General features: G+C 68.0%; 12 protein-coding genes. All 12 read left to right on the top strand.

Annotated features, from left to right (window positions below):
* Positions 1-36 precede the first annotated feature (36 nt).
* A complete protein-coding gene (pyrH, locus tag LWH48_RS11695) occupies positions 37-798 on the top strand; it encodes a UMP kinase (protein WP_161430053.1) in 762 nt (253 codons plus the stop codon).
* A gap of 4 nt (positions 799-802) precedes the next feature.
* Positions 803-1360, top strand: coding sequence for a ribosome recycling factor (gene frr, locus LWH48_RS11690; RefSeq protein WP_232912715.1), 558 nt, complete (start codon positions 803-805; stop codon positions 1358-1360).
* 59 nt (positions 1361-1419) lie between these two features.
* Positions 1420-2208 carry a polyprenyl diphosphate synthase gene (gene uppS / locus LWH48_RS11685; protein WP_269816189.1) on the top strand — a complete coding sequence of 263 codons (789 nt, stop codon included), beginning with the start codon at positions 1420-1422 and terminating at the stop codon, positions 2206-2208.
* Positions 2201-3001: a phosphatidate cytidylyltransferase gene (locus tag LWH48_RS11680; protein ID WP_232912714.1), complete on the top strand. Its 801-nt coding sequence runs from the start codon at positions 2201-2203 to the stop codon at positions 2999-3001. The genes uppS and LWH48_RS11680 overlap by 8 nt, the downstream gene beginning before the upstream one ends.
* A 1-nt stretch (position 3002) precedes the next feature.
* Positions 3003-4202 carry a 1-deoxy-D-xylulose-5-phosphate reductoisomerase gene (gene ispC / locus LWH48_RS11675; RefSeq protein ID WP_232912713.1) on the top strand — a complete coding sequence of 400 codons (1200 nt, stop codon included), beginning with the start codon at positions 3003-3005 and terminating at the stop codon, positions 4200-4202.
* A 49-nt stretch (positions 4203-4251) separates the two neighbouring features.
* Positions 4252-5610 carry a sigma E protease regulator RseP gene (gene rseP / locus LWH48_RS11670; RefSeq protein WP_232912712.1) on the top strand — a complete coding sequence of 453 codons (1359 nt, stop codon included), beginning with the start codon at positions 4252-4254 and terminating at the stop codon, positions 5608-5610.
* 169 nt (positions 5611-5779) lie between these two features.
* The gene (bamA, locus tag LWH48_RS11665) at positions 5780-8128 is read left to right on the top strand and encodes an outer membrane protein assembly factor BamA (protein WP_232912711.1); all 2349 of its coding nucleotides are present in this window, start codon (positions 5780-5782) and stop codon (positions 8126-8128) included.
* A gap of 62 nt (positions 8129-8190) precedes the next feature.
* On the top strand, positions 8191-8673 hold the full coding sequence (locus LWH48_RS11660) for an OmpH family outer membrane protein (protein ID WP_232912710.1): 483 nt from the start codon (positions 8191-8193) through the stop codon (positions 8671-8673).
* A gap of 19 nt (positions 8674-8692) precedes the next feature.
* Entirely contained in the window at positions 8693-9730 is a 1038-nt protein-coding gene (gene lpxD, locus LWH48_RS11655; protein ID WP_232912709.1) for a UDP-3-O-(3-hydroxymyristoyl)glucosamine N-acyltransferase, read from the top strand.
* A gap of 102 nt (positions 9731-9832) precedes the next feature.
* Positions 9833-10276 carry a 3-hydroxyacyl-ACP dehydratase FabZ gene (gene fabZ / locus LWH48_RS11650; RefSeq protein WP_161430061.1) on the top strand — a complete coding sequence of 148 codons (444 nt, stop codon included), beginning with the start codon at positions 9833-9835 and terminating at the stop codon, positions 10274-10276.
* On the top strand, positions 10273-11040 hold the full coding sequence (gene lpxA / locus LWH48_RS11645; protein WP_161430062.1) for an acyl-ACP--UDP-N-acetylglucosamine O-acyltransferase: 768 nt from the start codon (positions 10273-10275) through the stop codon (positions 11038-11040). The genes fabZ and lpxA overlap by 4 nt, the downstream gene beginning before the upstream one ends.
* A gap of 86 nt (positions 11041-11126) precedes the next feature.
* On the top strand, positions 11127-12180 hold a 1054-nt coding region (gene lpxB / locus LWH48_RS11640), incomplete at its 3' end, for a lipid-A-disaccharide synthase (RefSeq protein ID WP_232912745.1).

The following is a 12180-nucleotide window of genomic DNA, read 5'->3' as shown; positions in this document are numbered from 1 at the left end:
CCGTCATGCCACCGCTGATGCTCAGGAGATGATGCCATGTCCACATCCGATCACGTCGAAGCGCCCGCCAAGCCGCGCACCCAGAAGTCGAAGTACAAGCGGATCCTGCTCAAGCTTTCCGGCGAGGCACTGACCGGGGATGCCGAGTTCGGCATCGACCCCAAGGTGCTCGACCGCATGGCTCTGGAGATCGGGCAGCTGGTCGGTATCGGCGTCCAGGTGGGCATCGTGGTCGGTGGCGGCAACCTGTTCCGCGGTGCCGCCCTGCACGAGGCCGGCATGGAGCGGGTCACCGGCGATCACATGGGCATGCTGGCCACGGTGATGAATGCCCTGGCCATGCGCGACGCCCTGGAGCGCTCCAACATCCGCTCGCGGGTGATGTCGGCGATTCCCATGAGCGGCGTGGTGGAGCACTATGATCGTCGGACCGCTATCCGCTACCTCACCTCCGGCGACGTGGTGCTGTTCTCGGCCGGTACCGGCAACCCCTTCTTCACCACCGACTCCGCGGCCTGCCTGCGCGGTATCGAGATCGATGCCGACGTGGTGGTCAAGGCCACCAAGGTGGATGGGGTCTACGACAAGGATCCGGTCAAGTACCCGGACGCGGTCAAGTATGACCAGCTCAGCTACGACGACGCGCTGGCCCAGAAGCTCGGCGTCATGGATTTGACCGCCATCTGCCTGGTGCGGGACCATGACATGCCGGTACGCGTCTTCAACATGAACAAGCCCGGCGCCCTGCTCAACCTGGTGGTGGGCGGCGAGGAAGGCACGCTGATAGACAGAGGCTGATATCGTGATCAATGACATCAAGAAGGACGCAGAGAGCCGCATGAAGAAGAGCGTCGAGGCGCTCCACGGCAACCTGAACAAGATTCGTACCGGGCGGGCCCACTCCAGCATCCTGGACTCGGTCACCGTCGAGTATTACGGCAGCCAGGTTCCGCTGAACCAGGTGGCCAACATCAATACCGAGGATGCCCGCACCCTCTCGGTGGTGCCCTGGGAGCAGAGCATGGTGCCCAAGGTCGAGAAGGCGATCATGACCTCCGACCTCGGCCTGAACCCCTCGACCGCCGGCAACAATATCCGCGTGCCGCTGCCGATGCTCACCGAGGAGACCCGCAAGGGCTATATCAAGCAGGCGCGTCATGAGGCCGAGAACTCCCGGGTGGCGGTGCGCAACGTGCGCCGCGATGCCAACGGTGACATCAAGGCCCTGCTCAAGGAGAAGGAGATCAGCGAGGATGAGCAGCGCCAGGCCGAGGAGGCGATCCAGAAGCTGACCGACAAGTATATCGCTGAGATCGACAAGACCCTGGAGTCCAAGGAACACGACCTGATGCAGGTCTGAGGACATCCGCCCGGCCCGCTCGCGGCCGGGCGGCGGCGACACACCCGAAGCGAGACCCCATGACGTCAACGCACTCCCCCGACGCCGGCTCCGATGCCGGCGCTTCTGCCGCCAGCGAGGCCGGCCTGCCGCGCCACGTGGCGATCATCATGGATGGCAACAACCGCTGGGCGAAGGCGCGCGGCCTCTCCGGCGTGCGCGGCCATCACGCCGGCGTCGAGGCGGTGCGCGCCACCATTCGCCGCGCCGCCGAACGTGGCGTCGAGGTCCTGACCCTGTTCGCCTTCTCCAGCGAGAACTGGAAGCGCCCCAGGGCCGAGGTGAGCGCGCTGATGGAGCTATTCCTGCTGGCGCTCAAGCGCGAGGTGAACAAGCTCCACGCCAACGGCATTCGCCTCACGGTGATCGGCGATCGCAGCGGCTTCTCCGAGGCGATCCAGGCGCATATCGCCCGCGCCGAGGCGAAGACCCGCGACAACACCCGTCTGCACCTGGTGATCGCCGCCAACTACGGCGGCCACTGGGACCTGGCCCGGGCGGCGCGTCGCCTGGGCGAGCGAGTCGCCGCCGGCGAGCTCGCCCCCGAGGCGATCGACGAGGCCGCGCTGGGCGGCGAGCTCAGCCTGGCCGGCGTGGCCCCGGTGGATCTGTGCATCCGTACCAGCGGCGAGCAGCGTATCTCCAACTTCGTGCTCTGGGAGCTGGCCTACGCCGAGCTCCACTTCACGCAGCGCCTGTGGCCCGATTTCGACGCCGACGCCTTCGATGCCGCGCTGGAGGACTTCCGGCGCCGCAAGCGGCGCTTCGGCATGACCGATGACCAGATCGACGAGGCTCAAGGTGCTTAGACAGCGCATCATCACCGCGGCCTGGCTGGCACCGCTGATGCTGGCGGGTCTGTTCGGTCTAGACGGCGGCGCCTTCGCCCTGTTCACCGCGGCCATCGTGCTGCTGGGGGGCTGGGAGTGGACCAACCTGGCTGGCGTCGAGGGGCGTCGCCGACGCCTGGCGCTGGTCGCCGCGCTGGCCGTGGCCATGGCCCTGCTGTGGGCCACCGGCGGCATCCAGGCCGCCTGGCCGCTGTGGCTGGGCCTGGTCGGCTGGGCGCTCAACCTCTACTGGGTCACCCACTATCCCGGGCGCACCGGGCAGTGGTCCTCCGCCGCCAGGCGCCTGGCCATGGGCCTCTGGGTGCTGCTGCCCGCCTGGGTGGGTCTCAATGTGCTGCGCGAGACCGGTGGCATCTGGCTGCTCTTCGTGCTGCTGCTGGTGTGGAGCGCCGATATCGGCGCCTACTTCGCCGGCCGCGCCTTCGGACGCCAGAAACTGGCGCCGCGGGTCAGCCCCGGCAAGAGCTGGGAGGGCGTGCTCGGCGGCATGGTGGCCACTTTGGTACTGGCCCTGGTGTTCGCCATCGGCCAGGGGCTGGTCGCGATCGACGCCGTCCTGCTGGTGCTGACCACCCTGGCGGTGACCCTGGTCTCGGTGCTCGGCGACCTGCTCGAGAGCATGCTCAAGCGCCACCGTGGCATCAAGGATTCCAGCAACCTGCTGCCCGGCCACGGCGGCGTGCTCGACCGCATCGACAGCCTGACCGCGGCGTTGCCGCTGTTCGCCCTGCTTGCACCGGGGGTGATCTAGGATGGCCAGCGATACTGCCCTGCGCCGCCAGGGCGTCACCGTGCTGGGTGCCACCGGCTCCATCGGCACCAGCACCCTGGATGTTGTCGCGCGTCATCCCGAGCGCTATCGGGTCCATGCGCTGACCGCCCACCGCTCCCGCGAACCGCTGCTGGCGCTGTGCCGGCGTCATCGTCCGGCCGTGGCGGTGCTCGAGCGTGAGGCCGATGCCAGCTGGCTGCGCGAGCGCCTGGCCGAGGCCGGCGTTGCCACCGAGGTGCGCAGCGGGGCCGAGGCGCTGGTGGAGGTGGCGGAGGCCCCCGAGGCCGAGGTGGTGATGTCAGCCATCGTGGGGGCCGCGGGCCTGCTGCCGACACTCGCCGCGGTGCGTGCCGGCAAGCGGGTGCTGCTGGCCAACAAGGAGGCCCTGGTGATGTCCGGGGCGCTGTTCATGGAGGCGGTGCCACGCCATGGTGCCACCCTGCTGCCCATCGACTCCGAACATAATGCCATCTACCAGTGTCTACCCGTGGAGCATCGCGGAGGCCTGGCTCGTCACGGGGTGACCCAGCTGCTGCTGACCGCCTCCGGCGGCCCCTTCCGGGGCTGGTCGGCCGAGGCACTGGCCGGGGTCACCCCGGCCCAGGCCTGCGCCCACCCCAACTGGAGCATGGGGCAGAAGATCTCGGTGGACAGCGCCACCCTGATGAATAAGGGGCTCGAGCTGATCGAGGCGTGCTGGCTGTTCGATGCCCGCCCCGATCAGGTGCAGGTGGTGGTGCATCCGCAGAGCGTGATTCACTCCATGGCCGCCTACAGCGACGGTTCGGTGATCGCCCAGCTCGGCAACCCGGACATGCGTACGCCCATCGCCTATGGCCTGGCGTGGCCCGAACGCATCGACGCCGGCGTCCAGTCGCTGGACCTCTTTCAGATCGCGCGCCTCGACTTCGAGCCGCCCGATGAGGCCGCCTTTCCCTGCCTGGGCCTGGCGCGGGACGCCATGGCGGCGGGCGGCACGGCGCCGGCGGTGCTCAATGCCGCCAACGAGGTGGCAGTGGCGGCCTTCCTTGCCGGGAGGCTTCCCTTCACCGGTATCGCCGAGCTGGTGGCGAGGGTGCGTGATGCCGAGCCGGTGCAGCCGGCCGACGAGCTCGAGGCGATCCTCGATGCGGACACCCGCGCGCGGCGTGCCGCCGAGTGCCACCTGGCACGTCGGTGAGGCGCGTCAGCTTGTACATGAATAGCCATGCTGTCAGGAGGAGAGTGACTTGGGCGTGATCCAGAATATCCTGGCCGTGATCGTGGTATTGGGCCTGCTGATCACCTTCCACGAGTTCGGCCACTTCTGGGTGGCGCGGCGCTGCGGGGTGAAGGTGTTGCGCTTCTCGGTGGGCTTCGGCACGCCGATCTGGTCGCGGGTGGATCGCCACGGCACCGAGTATGCCATCGCCGCCATCCCGTTGGGTGGCTACGTCAAGATGCTCGATGAGCGCGAGGGCGAGGTGCCGCCCGAGGAGCTCGATCGCGCCTTCAATCGCAAGAATGTCTGGCAGCGCATCGCCATCGTTGCCGCCGGCCCCCTGGCCAACTTCCTGCTCGCCCTGGTGGCCTACTGGGCGCTGTTCGTCGCCGGTACGGCAACGGTGGCACCGGTGATCGGTGAGGTGGCGCCGGATTCGCCCGCCGCGCGGGGTGGCCTGGTGGCCGGCCACGAGATCACTGCGGTGCAGGGCGAGGCGGTGCGCTCCTGGGACGAGATCAACCTCAAGCTGGTGGCGGCCATCGGTGAGCGCGAGGCCCTCGCCATCGCCACCCGCGAGGACGCCGCCGCCGAGATACGCCAGCACCAGGTGCCGGTGAACGACTGGCTGGTGCGCCAGGATCCTCCCCAGCCACTGCCCAGCCTCGGGGTAACCCCCTGGCGGCCACCGATGCCGGCGGTGCTCGGCCAGGTGATGGAGGGCGAGGCTGCTGCCGAGGCGGGACTGGTGGCCGGCGACGAGATCCTCGCGGTGGACGGCGAGCCGGTGGAAGACTGGGTCGCCTTCGTCGATGTCGTGCGCGCTAGCCCCGGGGAGACTCTGGCGCTCGAGGTGCGCCGCGACGGCGATACGCTGACCCTCGCGGTGACGCCCCGTGAGAATATCCTCGAAGAGGGCGTCACCATCGGTTATATCGGCGCCGGGGTGGCGCCGGTGGCGTGGCCCGAGGAGTACCGCCGCGAGATCCGCTATGGCCCGGTGGCCGCGGTGGGCGAGGCCTTCGCGCGCACCGGCGAGATGATCACGCTGACCTTCGATGCGGTGCGCAAGATGCTGGTGGGGCTGATCTCGCCCTCCAACCTCTCGGGGCCGATCACCATCGCCCAGATCTCCGGCGACTCCGCCCGGGCGGGGCTGGAGAGCTTCGTCAGCTTCCTGGCCTACCTGTCGATCAGCCTCGGGGTGCTCAACCTGCTGCCGATTCCGGTGCTGGATGGTGGCCACCTGCTCTACTATGCCATGGAGGTGGTGCGAGGTCGGCCGGTCTCGGAGCGCACCCAGGCGATCGGGCTGCGCATCGGCCTGGCGCTGGTGGGCAGCCTGATGCTGATGGCGATCTACTTCGATCTGATGCGGCTCTGGTAGGGCAGGGCAATCGCAGTGACAGAAACCAAGGGATGCCAGGTCAGCCCCGAGTGACAAACCATCTGCGATTGCCCAGGCCCCGAGGGCCTCGCCTTGTCAGTTGGCCGTGCAAATGTATAAGGTGCCTGTCTGGACAGGTTTGGCAGATCAACGCGAGCGAATCGACTGCATGAAAATCAAGACCATCGGACTGGCGGCACTGCTGCTTGCCGGGGCCAGTGTGGCCCAGGCGGAACCTTTCGACGTTGCCGACATTCGGGTGGAGGGCCTGCAGCGCATCTCTGCCGCTTCCGTCTTCAACGCCTTTCCTGTCACCGCCCGTGACCGCGTCGACGAGCGTGAGCTCGCCGAGGCGGCCCGTGAGCTCTTCGCCACCGGCCTGTTCGAGGATGTCAGGCTGGCTCGTGAGGGCGATGTGCTGATCATACAGGTGGTCGAGCGTCCCACCATCAGCCGCCTCAATATCGACGGCAACCGCCAGCTCGACGAGGACCAGCTGCGCCAGGGGCTGCGCGAGGCCGGCCTCGAGGAGGGTCAGGTGCTGCAGCTCTCCACCCTGGAGGAGATCGAACGCGAGCTCGAGGGCGTCTACCAGGCCCAGGGCCGCTACAGCGCCAACATCGAAACCAGCGTGCGCGAGATCGACGAGGGCCGTGTCCAGGTCGACATCGAGATCGACGAGGGCGCGGTGGCCAAGATTCGCCAGATCAATATCGTCGGCAATCGCGCCTTCGACGACGAGACCCTGCGTGAGGTGTTCGAGCTCAACGATCGTCCGGGGCGCATCTTCGGCTGGTTCTCCAAGGATGAGTACTCCCGGGAAGCCCTCGCCGGTGACCTCGAGCGGCTGCGCTCCTTCTATCTGGATCGCGGCTATGTCAACTTCAACGTCGAGTCGACCCAGGTCTCGATCAGCCCCGACAAGTCAGAGATCTTCGTCACCATCAACGTCAACGAGGGCGCCGAGTATCGGCTCGGCGACGTGCGCTTCGTGGGCGACCTGACGATCAGCGAGCGCGAAGCGCGTGAGCTGCTGGAGGTCACCCCGGGCGAGACCTTCTCGCGCAGCGACGTCACCGCCTCCACCGAGGCGCTGCGTGCTCGCCTGGGTGCCGACGGCTTCGCCTTCGCCAGCGTCGATGGCATCCCCGAGACCAGCGCCGATGGGGAGACCGTCGACCTGGTGTTCCGGGTCGATCCGGGCCGTCGTGCCTATGTGCGGCGCATCGAGTTCGTCGGTAACACCACCACCATGGACGAGGTGCTGCGGCGCGAGATGACCCAGATGGAGGGCGCACCGGCCTCCACCGATGCCATCAGCCAGTCCCAGCAGCGCCTCGAGCGCCTGGGCTTCTTCAAGCAGGTCGAGGTGGAGACCCAGCCGGTAGCCGGCGAGCCCGACAAGCTCGACGTCACCTACAGCGTCGAGGAGCAGCCCTCCGGCTCCATCTCCGCCAGCATCGGTTTCTCCCAGAGCGCCGGCGTCATCTATGGGGTGGGCCTCTCCCAGAGCAACTTCCTGGGCACCGGCAACCGCGTGAATATCGGCGCCCAGCGCAGCGATACCTTCACCAGCATCAACTTCGGCTTTACCGATCCCTACTGGACCATGGACGGGATCTCCCGGGGCTATAACCTCTACTATCGCGAGTCTGACTACGAGGACTCCGATATCTCCACCTACTCCACCGACGCCTACGGTGCGGGGATCAACTTCGGTTATCCGATCAACGAGATTACCCGCCTGAACTTCGGTACCGCGGTGGAAGACCTGACCATCAAGACCTATAACGACACGGCGTCGGAGATCAAGCGCTATGTCGACGAGCAGGGCGCCGATGCCCAGGCCCTGAAGCTCACCGCCAGCTGGACCCGCAACAACCTCAACCGCGGCATCATGCCCACCGACGGCAGCTACCAGCGCCTGTCGCTGGAGACCGCGGTACCCGGCAGTGACGCCGAATATGCCAAGCTGCGCGCCCAGGCGCGCCAGCTCTTCGCACTGGACGACAACCATGACTGGGCGCTGAAGTTCAGCGGCGAGCTGGGCTATGCCGACACCCTGGGCGGCAACGACCCCTATCCGTTCTACGAGAACTTCTATGCCGGCGGCCTGGGCTCGGTGCGCGGCTTCACCGGCAACACCCTGGGCCAGCCCACCACGCCGTCGGGTAACTCCACCCGCGACCGTACCCTGGGTGGCAACATGCTGGTGCAGGGCAGTGCCGAGCTGATCTTCCCGACGCCCTTCGTGGGTGACCAGCGTACGGTGCAGAGCTCGCTGTTCGTCGACGGTGGCAACACCTTCCTCTCCGACTGCTACCCGGTGCTCGATGCCGATGCACCGGCCAGCTGCAACTCGGGGATCGACCTTGGTGACCTGCGCTACAGCGTCGGCCTGGGGCTCTCCTGGCTGACCCCGGTGGGGCCGCTGACCTTCAGCGTCGCCGAGCCGCTCAACGACGAAAGTGGCGACGATACCCAGTTCTTCCAGTTCTCCCTCGGCCAGACCTTCTGACCGGGCCTCGACACCCTTGCTACCGGGCCGCCGCCGGCGGCGGCCCCAACAGGAGTCCTACCATGCGCAAGTTGACCGCCGCCTTCGCCCTGCTGCTGATCTCTGCCATCGCCCTGCCAGCCCTGGCCGCCGACGTGGCGGTGCTGGACTGGCGCCGTGCGCTGATGGAAACCGACGCCGCCCAGCGCTCCATGAGTGAGCTGGAGAACCGTGTCGGCAGCCAGCAGCAGCAGGCCCAGGCCCTCGAGCAGGAGCTCAATGCGCTGCAGCAGCGCGCCGACAGCCTCAGCGACAGCGAGCGCCAGCAGGCCAACCAGAAGGTGGCCGAGCTCAATCGCCTGATGGGCGAGGTCATGCAGGCCCGCCAGGAGTCCGAGCAGGCCCTGCTGCAGCGCGCCGAGCCCAGGCTGCAGCAGGCGGTGGAGCAGATCATCGCCCGCCACAGCATCCAGGTACTGGTGGAGCCCCAGGGGGTGCTGCACGCCGAGCGCGACCTGCAGGACGTCACCGCCGAGGTGACCGAGATTCTCAACAGCATGCTGTGACTGCGGCGGATCCCTTCCCATGACGCGAAGTGCTATTCCCAAGATGACCCTGGGTGACCTGGCCGAGCGGCTGGGCGCTCGCCTGGTCGGCGATGCCGAGCGCCAGGTCGGTGGCCTGGCCACCCTCGGCGAGGCCGGGCCGGACCAGGTGGCCTTCCTGGCCAACCGGGCCTACCTCAAGGACCTGCCCGGGACCCGCGCCGCGGCGGTACTGCTGCATCCTCAGCACGCCGACAGCTGTCCGGTGGACCGGCTCGAGCTGGATAACCCCTACCTGGGCTATGCCGCGGCGTCGCGGCTGTTCGACTCCCTGGCGGGACGTGATCCGACCGGCATCCACCCTTCGGCGGTGGTCGACCCCACCGCCACCCTGGGCGAGCGGGTCGAGGTGGGCGCCAATGCGGTGATCGAGGCCGGGGCCACCCTGGGCGACGACGTGGTGATCGGACCCGGCTCGGTGGTCGGTGCCGATACCACCATCGGCGACGGGTCGCGGCTGCATGCCAATGTCACCGTCTACCACGGCGTGGTGATCGGCCGGCGGGTGATCCTGCACAGCGGTAGCGTGGTCGGTGGCGACGGCTTCGGCTTCGCCCATGACGGCAGTCGCTGGCACAAGATCGCCCAGCTCGGCGGGGTAGTGCTGGGCGACGATGTGGAGGTGGGCAGCTGCTCGAGCATCGATCGCGGCGCCCTGGGCGATACCCTGATCGGCAACGATGTCAAGATCGACAGCCAGGTGCAGATCGCACACAACGTGCAGATCGGCGAGCATAGTGCCCTGGCCGGCTGCGTGGGTATCGCCGGCTCCACGAAGGTGGGGCGGCACTGCATGCTGGGCGGTGGCGTGGGCCTGGCCGGCCACCTGACCCTCTGCGATGGCGTCCAGGTGACCGGCATGAGCCTGGTGACCAACTCGATCCACGAGCCGGGCGTCTACTCCTCGGGCACCGGGGCCATGGCCAACGCCCAGTGGCGCAAGAATGCGGTGCGTTTCAAGCAGTTGGATGACATGGCCAAGCGACTCACTCGACTCGAGCGGGCGCGCGGCGCTTGAGGGCCCTGCGGGGGGCGCTATAATCCCCCCCCCAGACCGGCATGGTTGCCGGCTCTCGCCTGCCGGGACGGCAGGCATCCCGAGACTTCAGAGGTTGTGACGATGGTAATGGACATCAACGAGATCCGTGAGTATCTGCCCCACCGGTATCCTTTCCTGCTGGTGGACCGGGTCACCGAACTGGCCCTGGGCGAGACCATCGTTGCCTACAAGAACGTCAGCATCAACGAACCCTTCTTCAATGGTCACTTTCCCCATCACCCGATCATGCCCGGGGTGCTGGTGATCGAGGCGCTGGCCCAGGCCTGTGGCATCCTCGGCTTCAAGACCGTCAACAAGCTGCCCGCCGACGGCTACGTCTACTACCTGGTGGGCAGCGACAACGTGCGCTTCAAGCGCCCGGTCATGCCCGGCGACCGGCTCGACCTGCGTGCCGACGTGGTGCGCGAGAAGCGCGGCATCTGGAAGTTTGCCTGCAAGGCCAGCGTGGCCGGCGAGGTGGCCTGCGAGGCCGAGATCATCTGCGCCGAGAGGAAGGTCGCTTGATTCATCCCACCGCCCTCATCGACCCTGCCGCACGGCTGGCCGACGACGTCGAGGTCGGCCCCTTCACGGTGGTCGGTCCCGACGTGGAGATCGGCCCCGGCTCGCGCATCGGTCCCCATGTGGTGATCAAGGGGCCGACGGTACTCGGCGCCCGCACGCGCATCTTCCAGTTCGCCTCGGTGGGCGAGGACTGCCAGGACAAGAAGTATGCCGGCGAGCCGACCCGCCTGGTGATGGGGGATGACAACGTGGTCCGCGAAGGCGTCACCCTGCACCGCGGCACCGTCCAGGATCGTGGCGAGACCACCATCGGCTCGCGCAACCTGTTCATGGCCTATGTGCATGTGGGCCACGACTGCGTGATCGGCAACGACTGCATCCTGGCCAACCAGGTGACCCTGGCCGGCCACGTCAAGATGGGTGACTTCGCTATCCTCGGCGGCCTCTCCGCCGTGCACCAGTTCTGCCACTTCGGCACCCATGCCATGGCCGGTGGCGGCTCCATCATCACCAAGGACACCCCGGCCTACGTGATGATCAACGGCAACCCCGCCCAGGTCCATGGCCTCAACCTGGTGGGGCTCAAGCGCCGCGGCTTCTCCCGTGATGCCCTCAAGGCGCTGGGTGAGGCCTACAAGCTGGTCTATCGCCAGGGGCTCACCGTCGAGCAGGCGCTGGCCGAGATCCGCAGCCGCTTCGCGCTGGTCGAGACCGAGGCCTTCGCCGCCTCCATCGAGGCCTCGACCCGCGGCATCATCCGCTAGCCGTGCCGGCCGACGAGCGCGTCGCCGTGCAGCGCATCTACCTGGTGGCCGGCGAGCTTTCCGGGGATATCCTCGGCGCCAGCCTGATGCGTGCGCTCAAGTCTCGTCATCCCGGCGTCGAATTCCGTGGCATCGGCGGGCCGCGCATGATCCAGGAGGGCATCGACAGCCGCTTTCCCCTGGAGACCCTCTCGGTGATGGGGCTGGTCGAGGTTCTCCGCCACCTGCCACGGCTGATCGGCGTGCGCCGCGAGCTCAGGCGCGATGCGCTGGCCTGGCGACCCGATATCGTCATCGGCATCGACGCCCCCGACTTCAACCTCGGTCTCGAGCGCCAGCTGCGCGAGGCCGGGCTGACAACCGCCCACTACGTCAGCCCCTCCGTGTGGGCCTGGCGCCAGGGGCGGGTCAAGGGCATCGCCCGCTCCGTCGATGCCATGCTCACCTTCCTGCCCTTCGAGGCCGCCTTCTACGCCCGCCACCGCGTTCCCGTGGCCTTCGTCGGCCACCCGCTGGCCGACGAGCTGCCCCTTGAGAACGACCGCGCCGCCGCACGCGCCGAGCTGGGGCTGCCCGCGGCGGGCGAGGTGCTTGCCGTGCTGCCCGGTTCACGGGCCAGCGAGATCCGCTTTCTGGGCGAGACCTTCCTGGCCGCCGCCGAGCGGCTGTGTGCCGCGCGACCAGAGCTCTCGGTGGTGATCCCGGCGGCCACGCCGGAACGGCGCGGCGAACTCGAGGCGTTGCTCGCCACCTGCCCGGCCCTCGCCGAACGCCTGACCCTGCTCGAAGGCGGGGCCCGGGAGGCCATGGTGGCCGCGGATGCCGTGCTGCTCGCCTCGGGCACTGCGGCGCTGGAGGCGATGCTCTGCCATCGCCCCATGCTGGTCGCCTATCGCATGGCACCGGCTACCCACTGGCTGGCGAAGCGGCTGGTCAAGACCGAGTGGATCTCGCTGCCCAACCTGATCGCCCGGGAGAGCCTGGTACCTGAGCTGATTCAGGAGGCGGCCAGCCCCGAGGCGATCGCCGCTCGTCTCGGTGAGATGCTCGACGCCGCCGACGGCCGTGCGGCACTGGAGGCGCGCTTCGCCCGGATGCATGCCGGCCTGCAGCGAGACGCCAGCCGCCGCGCGGCGGAGG

The sequence above is a fragment of the Halomonas sp. G15 genome (genome assembly GCF_021282295.1).
GTDB classification, from domain to species: Bacteria; Pseudomonadota; Gammaproteobacteria; order Pseudomonadales; family Halomonadaceae; genus Halomonas; species Halomonas alimentaria.
Note: the sequence above shows the minus strand (reverse complement) of the source record. Positions and strands in the feature narration are given on the sequence as shown.